This is a genomic window from Rugamonas fusca (assembly GCF_014042365.1).
GTDB lineage: Bacteria > Pseudomonadota > Gammaproteobacteria > Burkholderiales > Burkholderiaceae_D > Rugamonas > Rugamonas fusca.
The window spans coordinates 295,740-311,387 of record NZ_JACEZS010000003.1 but is presented as its reverse complement, the minus strand read 5'-3'; the positions used below and the strand labels follow the sequence as shown (position 1 = coordinate 311,387).

Below are 15,648 nucleotides of genomic sequence, written 5' to 3'. Positions count from 1 at the left end.
GTGGTGCGCGCCAGCCCCACGGGCGGGCGGCGAGCCAGTGGCAGCGCGCCCCGGCACCGAATGGCGCATGGCGTAAAAACCACAATCGGCTTAACGAAATGCAGCAATTATTTCATTTCGATGACACTCTGGCCTACTATTTGCTAGATCACTCATCAAGAATTGAATCCAATTATTGCCAACGATTGGATTCAAACCGCAACACAACCGGTATCACCCCTGCCGTCCGATTTACTTAACCTCAGTTCCAGGAGTCCGCATGAAGCCACTGCCATTCAAACACACCGCCATCCTCGCCCTGCTCGCCGCCAGCGCCTGCGGCGCCGCCCAAGCCGCCGACTGGAGCGACACCTCGCTCAGCTACCGCTACGGCACCAAGTTCGCCGAGCCGTTCAACAACCAGGACATCAGCAAGAGCATCGTCAACCTGAGCAACGTGAGCGGCTACAAGTACGGCACCAACTTCTTCAGCGTGGACTTCCTGATGTCGGACGACAAGGACCCATCGTCGGTGGGCGCCAAGACCGGCGCGCACGAAGCCTACGCCGTCTACCGCCACACGCTGGACCTGGGCAAAGTGACGGGCGCCAGCTACGCCTTCGGCCCGGTGCGCGGCGTGGGCCTGACGGCCGGTTTTGACTTCAACAGCAAGACCGACGCCGGCTACAACTCCAAGAAGCGCATGCTGGTGGCCGGCCCCACCCTGATGTTCGACGTGCCCGGCTTCCTCAACGTCAGCCTGCTGGCCCTGTGGGAAAGCAACGCGCCCTACAACGGCTACAGCAACACGGCCATCGACCGCTACCGCTACAAGACCCACCCGATGCTGACGGCCGCCTGGGGCATCCCGATCGGCACCGCCATCCCGCTGTCGTTCGAGGGCTACGCCAATTTCATCGGCACCAAGGGCAAGGATGAATTCGGCGGCGACACGGCCAGGGAAACCAACATCGACATGCAGCTGATGTACGACGTGGGCGCGGCCATGGGCTCGGGCAAAAACGTGTTCAAGGTCGGCCTCGAGTACCAGTACTGGAAGAACAAGTTCGGCAACTCGGACCACAACAATCCGGGCGCCACGGCCAAAACCCCGATGATCCGCGTCGAATACCATTTCTGATCCTCACTCTAGAACAGGAAACGTCATGATGAAACGTCGTACTCTGCTGGCCTGTGCCACCCTGGCGGCCACCCTGGGCCTGGCCGCCGCCGCGCCCGCGCGAGCGGCCGAACCGCTCAAGATCGGCTTCGTGTACGTGGGCCCGGTCGGCGACGCCGGCTGGACCTATGCCCACGACCAGGGCCGCCTGGCCATGGAAAAGGAACTGGGCGACAAGGTCAAGACCACCTTCGTGGAAAACGTGCCCGAAGGCGCGGACGCCGAGCGCGTGATCCGCAAGCTGGCCGCCGATGGCAACAAGCTGATCTTCACCACCTCGTTCGGCTACATGAACCCGACGGAAAAAGTGGCCAAGGCCTTCCCCAACGTCGTGTTCGAGCACGCCACCGGCTTCAAGACGGGCAAGAACATGGGCACCTATGAAACCCGGATCTACGAAGGCGCCTACCTGCTGGGCGTGGTGGCCGGCAAGATGACCAAGTCCAACATCCTGGGCGTGGTGGCCTCGTTCCCGATTCCCGAAGTGATCCGCAACGTCAACGCGTTCACGCTGGGCGCGCAAAGCGTGAATCCGGCCATCAAGACCAAGGTGATCTGGGTCAACTCGTGGTACGACCCGGCCAAGGAACGCCAGGCCGCCGAAACCATGATCGCCCAGGGCGCGGACGTGCTGAACCAGAACACGGACTCGCCGGCCACGCTGCAAGTGGCGCAGGAAAAAGGCATCTACGCGTTTGGCTGGGATTCGGACATGGTCAAGTTCGCGCCGAAAGCGCACCTGACGGCCGCCACCAACAGCTGGGGTGGCTTCTACACCGACACGGCCAAGGCCGTGATGGCCGGCACCTGGAAGCCGACCGACATCCACGGTGGCATCAAGGAAGGCATGATCAAGATGTCGCCCCTGAACCCGGCCGTCAAGCCTGACGCGGCCAAGGCTTTCGAGGAGAAGAAGGCCCTGATCGCCAGCGGCAAGTTCACGCCATTCCAGGGCCCCATCAAGGACCAGTCGGGCGCCATCAAGGTGGCCGCCGGCGCCGTGATGCCGTTCAAGGAGCTGATGTCGATGAACTTCTACGTGCAAGGCGTGGAAGGCAGCATTCCGAAGTAATGGCTGGAATATACGGTATATATCGTTTATACCGTATATATCATCGCATGGCTGGCATACCATGCCTGCACCAGTTGCTAGCGGCGGGACGGATGGTCCGCCCCGCCGCGTTCATCCAGGAGAGCGCATGAGCACAGCCACCCCGCAAGACCAGCAATTCGTGACCCAGGTTCTGGCCCTGGCCCAGCGTTCGCGCGACGAGGGCCACCATCCGTTCGCCGCCATGGTGGTGGGCGCCGATGGCGCCATCATCTCCGAAGCAATGAACGCCTCCAGCAGCGACCGCACGGCGCACGCGGAAATGAACGCGCTGCGCCAGGCGTCGTCGCGCCACAGCCCGGCCGAACTGGCCGGCGCCACGCTGTACTCGTCCGCCGAACCATGCGCCATGTGCGCCGGCGGCACCTACTGGAGCGGCGTGGGGCGGGTGGTGTATGCGCTATCCGAAGCAAGCCTGCTGCAACTGACGGGCAGCGACCCGGAAAACCCCACCCTGTCCCTGCCCTGCCGAGACGTGTTCGCGCGCGGCCAGCGCCCCACGGAAGTGATCGGCCCGCTGCGCGAGGACGAGGCGCGCCAGGCGCACGCGGGGTTCTGGCACAAGTGAGCCAGTCTCCCACGGCGGGCTTTCCGGGCTGGTTCTGTCGCATAATGCCGCCACCATAACGGCTCCGCGCGCCCGCTGGCCAGATCTCCGCCTGATCCGGGGCGCCATCCGTGATGGCGCCACTTGCCCGTGCCTGCCGGTCGTCAAAAACCAGGCGGAGGATTCAGCGGGATCTGGTTGCGGAAGCTCACATTGAGCAGGTTCCAGCCCGTGACGACGGCGATCGCGTAGCCAAGTTCCGCGATTTCACTGTCGCTGAAGTGCTGCCGCAGTTCCGCGAAATCGGCGTCGTCCGGCGTGCGCAGCGGGATGCCCGCCACCGCCTCGGCCCAACGCAGGGCGGCCCGCTCACGCTCCGTGAAGAACGGCGCCTCACGCCAGGCGGCGACGGCGTTCACGTGGCGCGGCTCGGCCTCCTGGCGCATCAGGTCGCGCCAGTGCATGTCGACGCAGATGCCGCAGCCATTGATCTGCGACACGCGCAGCAGCACCAGCTCGATCAGGCGCGGCCCCAGCGCGCTTTTCTTGACAGTGGCCGACAGGTTGATCATGGCCTGCAGGCAGGCCGGGGATTGTTCGAAAAAGGCGAGGCGTGGAGTCTGGCGCATGATGATGTCTTCCATGTTGCGGCCGGCGCCCAATGCGCCGTCCTTGCATGTAAGACGCAGGCGGCCCGCCGTTTGTGACAGGCCGCGCAATACTCAATACAAAGGTGCGATGGCGGCCAGCTTGTCCGGATTGCGGATGATGAACACGGCCACGATGCGCGCCGCATCGACGATGAACGCCTGCGCCGATTCCACCTTGCCGTCCACGTAGCGCAGCAGGCCCGGTTCGCCGTTGACCAGCGCCTGCCGGTAACTGACCTTGCCCGGATAAGCATGTTCGAGCGACCAATACAGGCCGGCGATGCGGCCCGCGCCGCGCAGGATACGGCCGAACGACGGCACCTTGCCGCCACCGTCGCTGACCAGCTGCACGTCGTCGCCCAGCATGGCCTTCATGGCGGCGCGATCACCGCTGGCGGCGGCCTGCATGAACTGGCCCAGCAACTGGTGATGCCGGGACCGGGGCACGTCGAAACGCGGCTGTTCCTGCTGCACCCGTCCCTGCGCGCGGTGCACCAGCTGGCGGCACGCCGCCTCGGACTTTTCCAGCATGGCGGCGATGTCGGCGTAGTCCTGCTCGAACACCTGGCGCAGCAGGAAGGCGGCGCGCTCCTCGGGCGACAGGCGTTCCAGCAGCCACAAAAAAGCGACGGACACGTCGCTGGCCAGTTCGGCCACGGTTTCCGGGGTGCGCTCGTCGAGCTCCACCAGCGGCTCGGGCAACCACCAGCCGATGTACGCCTCGCGCTCGGCCTTGCGGCCGCGCAGGCGGTCGATGGCCAGCCGGGTGGTGACGGTCACCAGCCAGGCCTCGGCCGATTGCAGCCGGGCCGCGTCGGCGCCATGCCAGCGCAGCCAGGCATCCTGCACCACGTCCTCCGCGTCGGCGCGCGTGCCCAGCATGCGGTAGGCGATCGAGAACAGCCGGGGCCGCAGGGCGGCGAAGGTGGCGAGGTCGGTGGCAGTAGGGGTGGCGGTCATGGCAGTTCAAATTGTAGTACTCGAACTGCTTAGACGCAGCGGCCGGCCCATTTGTGACAGCCGCTCGAAAGGCTGGACTTACCGGACTGGCGCCGCCGCCATGGGCGCGGTCCAGTTGCGCAAGGCGGCGATGGCATCCTCATTGCCTTCCCCTGCCGCCGCCTCGAACCACTGACGCGCCGCCGCTTCGTCCCTGGGCACGCCTTTACCGAGGTAGAGCGCGCGGGCGTAGTCAAGCTTGGCCAGCGTGGCGTAGCCGGAGCTGCCGCTCATGGCGGCGCGGCGCACCAACTCTGCAGCACCTTGCAAATCGGGAGCCGCGCCACCGGCGCCATTCTCCAGTGCGGCCGCTTTCCAGATCATCGCACCGACATAGCCCGCCGCGATGCATTTATCGAAAATCTTGTAGGCGGAAGTGAAATCGCCGCACTTGGCCGCCTCGTAGCCGGCGCTGCAAACGACCGCGCTGGCCGGCTGGTCGACCGCGTACTCCACCGTCTGGTCGCCCACCACGTGGGCCAGGTCGGACGGCAGATCCGAACGCTGCACCGCACCACCGCAAAAACGCAAGTCCTCGCCGTGCGCGCCAGCGACACCTACACTCAAACTCAGGGCCAGCAGGCCGGGTCGTGCCCATCCTCTCATGATCGTCCATCCTTTCCTAGGTTGATGACGCGTGCATCGCGCCGCATCTGTGGTCATCTTAGACAGCCCGATCGCTTGCCGACACGGAGAAACACCCGCCGCCGGGCAGGCAATCTGCCCGGCGCCGGCCCGCCTGGCGGCACGGGCAAAACACCCGGCCCGATACAGGCAAAGCCCCCTAGGTAGGGAAGCGGGTGGCGGGTTGTAATGGCGTCGTAGTCCATACACAACCCAAGGAGATATTGCAGATGACCAGCTACCAGTTCGACGACCGCGCCATACACTGGACCCGTTTCGGCGAGTTCGAGCCGCCCTTCCACTTCCACATACTGCACCTGGACCGGCAAAGCCGCATCGCCGACGTGTTGTTCAAGTTACCCGCCCATGGGCAGATCGTGCTGCACCGCCACCGCGCGCTGAACCATACCTTCGTGGTGCAGGGTGAACACCGCCTGTATGAAACGGACGGCAGCTTGCGCGAGATTCGCCCGGCCGGCAGCTACACCGTGTCGCCGGCCAGCGAACGGCCGCACCGGGAAGGCGGCGGCGACGAGGATGTGATCATCGCGTTCAGCATCCGGCCGGACGCCGACGACGTGCTGTACGAGCTGCTGGACGACGCAGGCCAGCCGCTGGGTACAGTGACCTTCCCCATGCTGGCCGAGCTGTACCAGGCCCAGCGCGCCGCCGTTCCCGCCTGAGGCAGGACACAGCCCCCGGCCCCCGCGGCTCAGGCGATCAGCTTGAGCCGCACGGCCAGGCGGGTCAGTTCGATATCGGTCTTCACACCCAGCTTGGCCTTGATCTGGTAGTGGCTGTTCTGCACCGTCTTGGGGCTGATGTTGAGGGTATTGCCGATCTGCTCGGCGCCATGGCCGTCGAGTAGCAGGCGCAGGATTTCGAATTCGCGCGGACTGAGCTCACCGAGCGGATTGGCCTCGCCCTGTAGCAGGCTGAGCGCGATCGCCGGCGCAATGTCGGGACTGAGCACCTTCTCGCCGCGCGCGATACGGTAGATGGCATCGATCAGCACCTCCGGGCTGCTGCTCTTGGTCACGTAGCCCAGCGCGCCCGCGCGCAAGGCTTGCGCGGCGAACAGGGGATCGCGGTGCATGCTGAAGGCAAGCATGCGCAACTGTGGATGGCGCGGCGCGATGCGCTGGATCAGCTCAATGCCGCCCATGTCCGGCAACGACAGGTCGAGCACGACGACATCGACACTTAAATCGCGCAAGCGGCGCAAGGCTTCCTCCGCGCTGCCCGCTTCCGCCTCGACCCGCAGGTCGGGACGACGTTCCAGCAGGCGCCGATAGCCTTCGCGCACGACGGCGTGGTCATCGACGAGGAAGATGCGGATCATGGTTGCGCCTCGCCGACGGGCGCCGGCTGCGCCAGCGGCAGCTCAACCCGCACCATGGTGCCGCCGCCGGCACTGGAGCGCACCCGCAAGCTGCCGCCCAGCGCCAGCACCCGCTCCTCCATGCCGAGCAAGCCATAGCCAGCGCCGCCCGTGCCGTTGGCACTCTCCGCTGGCGTGGCGCCGGTGCCGTCGGCGGCCGACACCCGCCGAGGTGCGGCGCCACCCTGGCCATCATCGCCGATGGATAAACGCAGGCCGGTGGCGCCGCCATCGAGCGTGACTTCCACCCGGGTCGCGCGGCCATGGCGCACGGCGTTGGTGAGGCTTTCCTGCACGATGCGGTAGACGCTCACGCCCACGTCATCCGGCAGATCAGCCGGCAGGCCGCCGGCCGCCAGCGTGAAGACGGTGCGGCCACGGCCGCGCGTGTTCCAGTCGGCGATCAGCTGTTGCAGGCTGGGCAGCAGGCCGAATTCCGTCAGGCCGCTGGGACGCAGCCGATGCAGGATTTGCTGCAGCACCTCCATCATGTGGCCGCTGGTCCTGCCGATCGACTCGGCGCAGGGCAACAGTGCCGGCACGCCCTCCTGCGCCAGCTCGCGGGCAAAAGCCGCCTCCGCATTGAGCGAGGCCAGGTACTGGCCCAATTCGTCATGCAGCTCGCGGGCCAGATGGGCGCGTTCCTCCTCGCGCACCGACAGCAGGCGATGCGCCAGGTGTTGCTGGTCCCGGATGGTGTGGTCCAGGCGGTCGAGCAAGTGGTTGAAGGCGGCGCCAATGCGGTTCAATTCGATCAGGGCGAAGGCCGGCATGCGCGCGCGCAGGTCGCCCGCCTCCATGCGCGACAGGGTAGCGAGGATATCGGCCGATGGCGCCAGCGCGTTGCGCACCGGGCGGTAGATGAAAAAACTCAACAGCAGCAGCATGGCGCTCAGCGCCAGCAGCCGCGCCAGCTTGCCGCCCAGGTCCAGCAATTCGCGGTCGTAATCCGGCGTGACGGTCAACTGGCCGATGGCGATGCCGGGGAAGCGGCCGACCGCGCCCTGGTACACCGCGTCGGCGCCGATCACCGCGCGCATCGACTGGCGCAGCGCGGCCGGCAGCCGTGGCTCGCCGGCGAAACAGCGCTGGGCCACCGGATGGGAATAGATGTCGGTCAGGCGCACGCAAACATGGACCAGCTTGGCGATCGGTTGCAACGGCGCCGACTCCAGGTCATCCTCGCTCAGCGTGCGGCTGTAAGCGTTCTCGCTGCGCCCCACGGTATCGCTGATCAGTTGAGCAAGCAAGGGGCCGGTACGGGCGATATCGCCGCGCACCCGGTGGCGCGCTTCGAGCAGCGCGGCCGCCGTGCTCACGACCAGCAGCGCCAGCGTGAACAGGCCCACCCGCAACAACAACTGCCGTTTGAGATCAAGGGGACGCGGCGGGGCGCTGGCGGGCATGGGCGGGAAGCGGTGGCAGACGGAGCGCCGATGATGCCACAAAAGCGGCGGGAAATTTGCCCGACGTGGCCGCCGGCCGTTCATGCCGCCAATACCCGCCATTGATGCAAGCGCTAGTGGGCCCGGACCTGTCTGGCCGACAGAAAGTGCGCGAAATCAATTTTTCGCCAAGTAGTTGATTTGTGAGGGGAAAGTGGTGCGGCTGGCGGGGATCGAACCCACGACCCTTGGCTTCGGAGGCCCAAAATAGAGCCTTTACCTAAAGCATCTTTGCGATTTTCCACCTTTATTGGCACAATTTTGGCACACTAATGCCTTAATTCAACTATGCCCATTAAGCATGCCAACGATCCGCAAAATAGGCGAAGGCCAATACCACGTTCAGATCCGTAAGCGCGGGTATCCGACACAAACCAAAACCTTTACAAAAGAGGCCGACGCAAGGCGCTGGGCTACGATTATTGAATCCGAAATGGAGCGAGGCGTATTTGTGTCTCGCTCCGAGGCCGAAGCCACGCTCGTCAAGGACATACTACAGCGCTTCGCCACTGAGATACTCCCGACAAAACGAAGCGAGCAGTCGGATAAATCGCGCATTAAGACGTTGATCGAAGCCTTTGGCGATTATCGCCTTGCCAGTTTGAATTCCACCCAGGTAGCTACATTCCGAGACCAACGATTGCAAGTTGTCGGCCCACAGTCTGTCATCCATGAAATCAACCTGTTAAACCGGGCACTAAAGACAGCATCAATGGACTGGGGCATCGCTCTGCCTGGTGGCATTCCCACAGCCCAAATACGTAAGCCGACTAAGCCCCGAGGTCGCGACCGCCGAGTTACGCAAACGGAAATCACAAAGATCCTCACCGCGACGGAATCGATGGAGCTGCGCACAATCATTGCTCTGGCAGTTGAAACCGGGATGCGCAGGAACGAATTGGCCTCGCTGGTATGGGAAGAAATAGACCTGAAAAAACAGACCGCCCATATACCCGTGACAAAGACTGACGTACCTCGAACCGTACCTCTGTCAAAAGCAGCCATCAAAGCACTCAAGGACTTCGGAGTCAAGGAAGAGGGTCGTGTGTTCGGATTGCAACCCGAGTCGATAAGCCAAGCATTTGAGCGGGCATGTGAGCCACATCGTGCCAATGTCCGGGACGTTCGATTCCACGATTTACGTCACGAAGCTACAAGCCGCTTGTTCGAAAAAGGCCTCAATGTAATGGAAGTCGCAGCTATTACAGGCCACCGGACTTTAGACATGCTCAAACGCTACACCCATCTACGTGCGGAAGACCTGGCTCGCAAACTTCGCTAGTTCGGCCTATGCCAAGGAAGAAATTTCTCATATTGTTCAGGCAACAGACTATATTGGCCCCAAGACTTGGTCATACAACGAGGTATCCCCTCCCCCTTGTTACTCACAGTCCCATAGAACAACAATACTCTTCCCAAAGACTCGCTATCAATTTTCTTTCTTTCATCAAATCGAGGATAAGTATAAATTTTCAATTCAGGGAAATTTTCTACCTTGAGATAAATAATGTTCCGATGTGACAACCTTGAAAATCCAACAATTTTTCCGAAATATAGATTTCCTCGTTCTGGAAGCTCATCATCGATCAAGCGCGTAACATCATATAGTATGCTTCTCAAATGCAATGCATACTGACTATCCGGGAAATAAAATGCCCTATGGATATTCTTATCGAAGTTTCTACAAATTGCCAAGACACTAGATATTCTTGTCGGCAAGAGAACGGTTCTTCCTATATGACGCCCCAATGGCATCTCAGTCATCGGGCCTTCAGGATCTACTATTTGTGTCTGTCGAAATTCAAGATCAGCATCATCACCGTCTCGTATTTCAGGTGGATTTTCAGTCCAACCACCAATCAAAACTAAGTTTTCGTTTTGAATAGCCCGACGAGCCTCTTCCTCGCTGTGATATTGTAGTCCAGTTGCTCTAGACACCCTAAGCGAACAATTGATGTTTTTATAAGCACCCCTGTGTCGGAAGTGCGCCGTTCGTTCATTCGTAAAGACTTCTGCATTTTCAGGAGCTCTACTTAGCGGCGTTGAGCATTCCGGGCAGAAAATTGCGTCTTTCATCTCAGAGCGATACTCTTCTGGCGTTACTTCTTCACCGTTGGCCTTCAAATACTCATTGGAATCTTTTGAGAATTTCCAATTTTCTAAAAAAAATGCAAACGCAATTCGATGCTGCTTTTCGTCCATAGTCTGACTAGCTCTGTTCAGTTTATCAAGCAACCTTACGGCGAGATAGCTCAGCCTCCTCTAAGTCATACGTGAAGTCGAAAACTACCTGAACGGGAACCACTGGTGCTCGGTTTTCGTTATAGCTATCGACATCATTCTTCAGTTGCTTGCAATCGCCTAGGATTTGCTGCCTACGCTGCTGAAACGCAAGCTTCATGTGTTCTGGAGAAGCTGTCCTTAAATCATCCCACAGCACAAACTGCTCTGATCCTTGGGTGTAAGTCGCGGCATGTTTTGTCCTGACTCGTCGCCCTTGCTCATCGCGGACATATTCGTCCCTTAGCGCTCGGGACAACTCTTCGGCGCACTGGCTCACTATTGCTGACGGATGCGGCGCCCACTTGCCAACACGTATCGCCCATTGAGCGACTTCTCTCATTGTTGCAGGCCATTTCTCTCCCGCTTCTTGATAGAGCTGGACAAGTTGCTGCAGACGTTCACTTTTCGTAGCCATTGCATCTCCCAATATCGATTACGAGATTTCTATCATCCTACCAAAACCATCTGTTAAAGCCGACCCAACAACAAACTCGCGAATTTTTTCTAATTTCTTCCTATGAAAACTCCAAGGCAGAAGCCTTCTATTTTGCAACTGTCCTACAACGATACCAGGATGGACTCGCATGCGCCTCGCAAATCCTATAATAGACTCATCACTAAACATTGGGCTCACTCTGGCAATAAATCCCTCCAATTCCGCTCGTGGAATCAAAGACTCAGCAGCTGCCTCATTTGCTCGAATTTCGTTTGCAGGCTTTTCCTCATCGTTCTGAATATCAATGTCCAAGATAGGCTCATTCATACCTTCACGATGAAGAATGTGATCTAGCTCATGGAAAAGCGTATGCCAAAAATTATCTACTCTGTCGAACCGCAGTGACATGGCAATTACAGGACTGGATTTGTCCAACCAAAAACACGCGCCATCAATCTTGCATCCTGGCAGACTCTCAAGGACAACAAAGCGAATGCCAGCATTCGCAAGTATTGACGCAACGGAGCGCGCGCCATCAACAAATTCAGTAAGCTCTTTAAGCTCTTCAAAAACTCGTTTTAGCTTAGACTCAGAGTATTTTTGTACGGGAGCTGCTTGCGAAAGTGCTCTAGCCCTAAAGAGCCAAGCTATCTGTAAGGTAGAAGTATCATCATACGATTGCTTCTTAGCGGCATGCGAAAATCCAGGAGTTTCATCTATCGACGAAATTCCAAAAAAAGCCAATAACTGAGCTTCCAATATATCAATGTTCTTGGATGTTTCTATCCAGCCCCGTTTGACCATTTCCCTAACAGGGAATTTACTGTGAAGCTTTGCCTTACGGGCAATTGAATTCTCACCGGCAGAACGAACTTTAGACAGTTGATACTGACTTTCCAAGTTCATCCAAAGTTCTGGCCCAGTGCCAAGGGCATGTCCAAGCGCCACCGCTGTTTCAGGCGTGACAATGCGCTTACCACTCATGACCTCGCTTACCAAGCGAGTATCTTTACCAATAATTTCCGCAAACTCAGCTTGAGTCCACCCCCGGGCCTCAAGCTCATCTTTTAAGAACTCCCCTGGCGGGAATACCTCGGCTGCGATTCGTGCACCCATTCTCGTCTCCAAATTCAATGATAGTCTTCGATAGAAATGATCAGTACGGACTTGCCGTCACTCTGCTTCTTCAGCTCAAGAATCAAACGCCACTGATCATTCAGCCGCATCGAGTACTGTCCAGCACGGTCCCCCTGGAGCTTCTCAAAATGCAGCGATTTCATCGCATAGAACGCCCGCTCATCTACGGCTCCCCGGATGAGTTGCAGACGCTTCCTGTATGCCGTAACGATTGGTTGTGAAAATCCCCCTGTAAATGTAGGGTCGGTCTCCAGTCGATCGTACACATGGTCTTTAAAGTCAATTTCCATGTACTGTATATATTAGCAGTAGTTGTCTGTTTTTACAAATTTACACATAGCGTAAAGATGCCCTATTTAGTTGTTGCAAGGCTACAGCAACTTTTCATCCGGTGCAAGCTGAAATTGTGACTGGATAGCAAGTGCCCGCGCAAAAACAAGACAGACACACTGCCCAAGCCACCGGCACGGCAATCTTGTACTTTTCGCCATCATTTTTGACTGCCTCGACCGAGGATTTACACGCCCGCCCGCCCCGCCAGTACCCTTGAGAATCCCACGAGTACGTCGAGCACATTGATCACATGGAGTACATGATCACATAGGAGCACGCAATCACAATAAAAAATTGTTTGTTTTCAATAACTTATAAATTAGTTTTGCGCGATATCGTGCAAACACATATACTGCAATAGCTGTGATACCATGAGTTCTCCAGATATCGAAGGCGCCGCGTAGAGGGCTGAGTACTGTCGAACTCACGCGAAAAACCACTCGTTGATTAGTTGAGACGAGACCCGCACACTGCTAGTCAGCGAAACGAATTAGGAGAACAACGTGGCAAACGGAAAACAAGCTACGGCTAAGCGAATGAAGATGGCCGAGCGCGCCCAGCAGCAGATGGAAATACATTTCCCAAATATGCCGGGAGTTTTTGTTTGGCGCAGGAAAACTAACGACGGCTACACCACTATCCCTCGGACGCTCCCAATTGCAATGCAAGCAATTGATATGCAATCGAAGGGGCAACCTGCCGGTCATACACTCTTCTGCCTGTGGGCACGCTCTCCTGACCATCCTCTTATTACGATTGAGAACCCAGGCACTTTTGCTAGCGAAGCCGGTTTCATCGGTGAACGGGCGGTAGATACCTGGAGGCGGCGAATGAAGCGACTTCGTGACCTCTGGTTTATCCAAACGAAGCCGGGAGCATCAGGGGAGTTTCACTATGTTTTACTTTTGAATCCTAATGCCGCAATGGAATGGATGCGTGGCCAAGGGCTCATGCAAGACCTACTCTATGCCCGATTCATAGAACGTGCAGCCGATGTAGGAGCCTACGGAGAAATTGAAGCAGTGCGTGAATATTGGAAAGCTCAGCAAACAGCACAATTAGCGGCACAGCAAGCAGCACTCCTAGCTGCGCAGCAAGTTACACCTGCCGTAGCCGCACCTGCTACTACAACGACAGTCATATCGGCCTAGCAAAGGGGAGGTGTGCAATGTATAAAAGAAGAACACGTGGCATCCAGTGCAAGCCTACCCACTAGATGCCGAACAACAAACCCTTGACTGGCATGGGCCGGGAAGTCTGAACCAGTCAAGGGATGGTGGGTATAGTTGAAAACACTGGGCAAAGGCGCCAACCTTTGCTCAGTGCCCCATAGAGTACCCTCGCCTTCGACCTATAGCAAGAGCGACGACTGTCACGCCACGTCATTTCTTGGCTTTCGCATAGATGACTATTCGCAATCAATCTCAACTTTCACCTCCGCGAAAACGTAAATCTGGCCCCAACCTGCGTCTCTAAAGGCCATGCAATTTCCAACGTCAGAAAGAAATTTCCAACGTCAGAAAGTAGCGTCTCAATATCACAAGCGAAACTTCGACAGTCAGAACGCTAAGGCCGGAGCTAATTCGAGATCACCTTTGCCGATACAACCAATACCAAGTCGGTCTTAACTTTGCTGTTCGAATTCACCGACCACGATGCGGGTAGAAACGAGAGGCCGGATTGGGCCTCGGAAGACTGCGTATCTTGCAAACCACCCAACAAAATTACGTCGCCATCACGCAGGCCAACAGTGGTTGCCACTTGGCGCAGTATCAGCGTGGGGGAGCCGACGAGACCGTTCGTGTTCGCCTTAAAGCTGCTGATCTGCGCGTCGATATCAAGACTTATGCCTCCGCCCCCCAAAACGCGTGGCAGGGCGTCAATGATGACGCCGGAGGGGGTATATACTATGTTCTGCACACGATTGCCCGCATTGTCGTTTCCCGTGCTCGATACAGTCGCCGTTTTATCGCCAACAGTCAGCTTGAGCTTTGTGCGGTCGTAGCCGACGAGACGGCTGTTCGTTACCTGCTTGAAACGAGCGTCGCTGTTCAGGGCGTCGATGACCAGCTCGAACTTGGTATTCTTCAAGCTCACGGCAGAACCCGAATTGACGGTACCCAAGGATGCCCCCAGTTTGGCACCGAGAAAGGTGGCAGCCAGCGAAATACCCCGGTTCTCGCCGCTGCTGTTCGTCACCTCGATCCAAGACGCCGACACGTCCACCATCTTCGGAGGCGTGTCCAAGCTCTTGCAGAGGACCAGCATCTTGGCGACGGCGGCTTTTGAGCCAGTCAACACCGCCGAGTCGCCGGCGACGACGGCGGCACGCGGACCGAAGCCGGCGGCAACCACTGAGGCCACGAATTCAGCGGTTCGGTGCTGCGGCTGGAACAGCTCTGACTCGTCGTCATCCTTCCGAGTCTGCAACCCGTCAGGCGAAACACGCGCCTCGATCCCCGTGGGAGCGGTTTGCGGCCCCATGGTGCTTAAAACGGGCCTACCCTGCGACGATGCCGGGGCGGTAGCGTCCTGTGGCCCGTTTTGGGCGTCTATGCGGCGCAGGGTCAGGTAGTACACGCCTTCCCGCAGGGTCGTCTGGATGCCCTCACGGGCAAGCAGATCCTCCACGAAGCGGGACAGGTCGTCGCTGCTGATGGACTTGACGTCGATCGTGATCTTCCGATCGAGACCCACAACGTCCGGCGCTACCACGAAGTCGCGCTTCATCATGCCCTTGAACATCGCCTGTCCGAACTGGACGATGGACACGGCGTTGAAGCTGAGGGAAACCGGTTCGGCCTTGCCGAAGGCGAACGCAGGGACAACCAGCAACGCGGCGATCAGGGCCTTCATTGCGCGCCCCCCTTGACCCAAAGGCCCTCGGAAATTTCGGCTTCCCATCCTGCAGGACCGCTCTTGAACTTGAGCGGCGACACCAAGCGGCCATCGGACAGCACAACACTGACTGACCCGGCGTTGGCGAAATAGCCCTTGCCGGTGACCATTTCGGAATATTTGACAGGCTGAGCACCGTCGGCCACGGCCTTAGCGGGTGGAAACAGCAGCGGCCCGACGTAGTGGGTAACGCATGGCCCGAGCGTCATGCAGTGCGTGATGCTCCGGTAAAGCATGCTTAGTATGAAACTCGTAACGAAGCAGCTCATTGATGTTTCTATCACCAACATTCCGAAACCTCATGAATGCTGGGGGCATGCCACCGAAAATTTGCTTAAACAACGTCTCGTCATGCTGCGAGTCAAAGCAAATCACTACCTCAGCGTCGTTCTTGACGACCGCTAACCAGTCCATCAGGCGAATAAAGAGGCCATCTCGCGTGCAAAAAGCAACCTGATCGAGACCAAGCAATGGGATTACCGCCTCTTTAACGAAGGGACTACAAGCGGTAATTGAAAATGGTATTTCAGCATAAAACTCCTCCCCGGAGGAGGCAACCAAGCCAATGCTTACCAGCTCAGGGTCATGAAAATTCGTGAATTCCGTATCGAGAAAGAATAGCTGCCGCACCATAGCGCAACCCTT

18 protein-coding genes are annotated in these 15,648 nt (G+C 58.4%); 6 read left to right on the top strand and 12 right to left on the bottom strand.

The genetic code is table 11. The features are described from left to right. The first annotated feature begins 259 nt into the window (after positions 1-259). The 3 genes from H3H36_RS06250 to H3H36_RS06240 all read left to right on the top strand — a co-directional run bounded on the left by H3H36_RS06250 (position 260) and on the right by H3H36_RS06240 (position 2,838). The gene (locus H3H36_RS06250; protein WP_182215272.1) at positions 260-1,120 is read left to right on the top strand and encodes an outer envelope protein; all 861 of its coding nucleotides are present in this window, start codon (positions 260-262) and stop codon (positions 1,118-1,120) included. Between the two features lie 25 nt (positions 1,121-1,145). Continuing rightward, positions 1,146-2,231 carry a BMP family ABC transporter substrate-binding protein gene (locus H3H36_RS06245; RefSeq protein ID WP_182215269.1) on the top strand — a complete coding sequence of 362 codons (1,086 nt, stop codon included), beginning with the start codon at positions 1,146-1,148 and terminating at the stop codon, positions 2,229-2,231. A gap of 127 nt (positions 2,232-2,358) precedes the next feature. Continuing rightward, the gene (locus H3H36_RS06240; RefSeq protein WP_182215266.1) at positions 2,359-2,838 is read left to right on the top strand and encodes a nucleoside deaminase; all 480 of its coding nucleotides are present in this window, start codon (positions 2,359-2,361) and stop codon (positions 2,836-2,838) included. Positions 2,839-2,981: 143 nt separating this feature from the next. Here the strand turns inward: H3H36_RS06240 and H3H36_RS06235 are convergent, their stop codons facing one another. The 3 genes from H3H36_RS06235 to H3H36_RS06225 form a co-directional block, all read right to left on the bottom strand. After that, on the bottom strand, positions 2,982-3,446 hold the full coding sequence (locus tag H3H36_RS06235; RefSeq protein WP_182215264.1) for a carboxymuconolactone decarboxylase family protein: 465 nt from the start codon (positions 3,444-3,446) through the stop codon (positions 2,982-2,984). 93 nt (positions 3,447-3,539) lie between these two features. After that, positions 3,540-4,427, bottom strand: a complete 888-nt coding sequence (locus H3H36_RS06230; RefSeq protein WP_182215261.1) for an RNA polymerase sigma-70 factor — start codon at positions 4,425-4,427, stop codon at positions 3,540-3,542. A gap of 78 nt (positions 4,428-4,505) precedes the next feature. Beyond that, positions 4,506-5,072: an SEL1-like repeat protein gene (locus H3H36_RS06225; protein ID WP_182215259.1), complete on the bottom strand. Its 567-nt coding sequence runs from the start codon at positions 5,070-5,072 to the stop codon at positions 4,506-4,508. Positions 5,073-5,320: 248 nt separating this feature from the next. Between H3H36_RS06225 and H3H36_RS06220 the strand changes: the two genes are divergently transcribed. Then, complete coding sequence (locus H3H36_RS06220) at positions 5,321-5,773, top strand: cupin domain-containing protein (protein ID WP_182215256.1); 453 nt, start codon at positions 5,321-5,323, stop codon at positions 5,771-5,773. A gap of 29 nt (positions 5,774-5,802) precedes the next feature. Here the strand turns inward: H3H36_RS06220 and H3H36_RS06215 are convergent, their stop codons facing one another. Both H3H36_RS06215 and H3H36_RS06210 read right to left on the bottom strand, forming a co-directional pair. Next, positions 5,803-6,432 carry a response regulator gene (locus H3H36_RS06215; RefSeq protein ID WP_182215254.1) on the bottom strand — a complete coding sequence of 210 codons (630 nt, stop codon included), beginning with the start codon at positions 6,430-6,432 and terminating at the stop codon, positions 5,803-5,805. Then, positions 6,429-7,877 carry a HAMP domain-containing sensor histidine kinase gene (locus tag H3H36_RS06210; protein WP_182215251.1) on the bottom strand — a complete coding sequence of 483 codons (1,449 nt, stop codon included), beginning with the start codon at positions 7,875-7,877 and terminating at the stop codon, positions 6,429-6,431. The genes H3H36_RS06215 and H3H36_RS06210 overlap by 4 nt, the downstream gene beginning before the upstream one ends. 340 nt (positions 7,878-8,217) lie before the next feature. On the opposite strand from H3H36_RS06210, the gene H3H36_RS06205 reads away from it, so the two are divergent. Continuing rightward, positions 8,218-9,198, top strand: coding sequence for a site-specific integrase (locus tag H3H36_RS06205; RefSeq protein ID WP_182215248.1), 981 nt, complete (start codon positions 8,218-8,220; stop codon positions 9,196-9,198). Here the strand turns inward: H3H36_RS06205 and H3H36_RS06200 are convergent. Genes H3H36_RS06200 through H3H36_RS06185 form a run of 4 tightly spaced genes read right to left on the bottom strand, consistent with a single transcriptional unit; the run spans position 9,195 to position 12,062 of the window. Beyond that, entirely contained in the window at positions 9,195-10,118 is a 924-nt protein-coding gene (locus tag H3H36_RS06200; protein WP_182215245.1) for a hypothetical protein, read from the bottom strand. The genes H3H36_RS06205 and H3H36_RS06200 overlap by 4 nt on opposite strands. Before the next feature lie 25 nt (positions 10,119-10,143). Continuing rightward, positions 10,144-10,614: a hypothetical protein gene (locus H3H36_RS06195; RefSeq protein ID WP_182215243.1), complete on the bottom strand. Its 471-nt coding sequence runs from the start codon at positions 10,612-10,614 to the stop codon at positions 10,144-10,146. Between the two features lie 18 nt (positions 10,615-10,632). Beyond that, positions 10,633-11,751 carry a HigA family addiction module antitoxin gene (locus tag H3H36_RS06190; protein ID WP_182215240.1) on the bottom strand — a complete coding sequence of 373 codons (1,119 nt, stop codon included), beginning with the start codon at positions 11,749-11,751 and terminating at the stop codon, positions 10,633-10,635. Positions 11,752-11,765: 14 nt separating this feature from the next. Continuing rightward, the gene (locus tag H3H36_RS06185) at positions 11,766-12,062 is read right to left on the bottom strand and encodes a type II toxin-antitoxin system RelE/ParE family toxin (protein ID WP_182215238.1); all 297 of its coding nucleotides are present in this window, start codon (positions 12,060-12,062) and stop codon (positions 11,766-11,768) included. Positions 12,063-12,608: 546 nt separating this feature from the next. On the opposite strand from H3H36_RS06185, the gene H3H36_RS06180 reads away from it, so the two are divergent. Continuing rightward, the gene (locus H3H36_RS06180) at positions 12,609-13,256 is read left to right on the top strand and encodes a hypothetical protein (protein WP_311196591.1); all 648 of its coding nucleotides are present in this window, start codon (positions 12,609-12,611) and stop codon (positions 13,254-13,256) included. Positions 13,257-13,683: 427 nt separating this feature from the next. Here the strand turns inward: H3H36_RS06180 and H3H36_RS06175 are convergent, their stop codons facing one another. From H3H36_RS06175 to H3H36_RS06165, 3 genes are read right to left on the bottom strand one after another with little or no spacing between them, the layout of a single operon-like run. After that, positions 13,684-14,961 carry a type II secretion system protein GspD gene (locus H3H36_RS06175; RefSeq protein ID WP_182215236.1) on the bottom strand — a complete coding sequence of 426 codons (1,278 nt, stop codon included), beginning with the start codon at positions 14,959-14,961 and terminating at the stop codon, positions 13,684-13,686. Then, positions 14,958-15,149: a hypothetical protein gene (locus H3H36_RS06170; protein WP_182215233.1), complete on the bottom strand. Its 192-nt coding sequence runs from the start codon at positions 15,147-15,149 to the stop codon at positions 14,958-14,960. The genes H3H36_RS06175 and H3H36_RS06170 overlap by 4 nt, the downstream gene beginning before the upstream one ends. Before the next feature lie 4 nt (positions 15,150-15,153). Continuing rightward, on the bottom strand, positions 15,154-15,636 hold the full coding sequence (locus H3H36_RS06165) for a 3'-5' exonuclease family protein (RefSeq protein WP_182215231.1): 483 nt from the start codon (positions 15,634-15,636) through the stop codon (positions 15,154-15,156). Between the last annotated feature and the right edge of the window lie 12 nt (positions 15,637-15,648).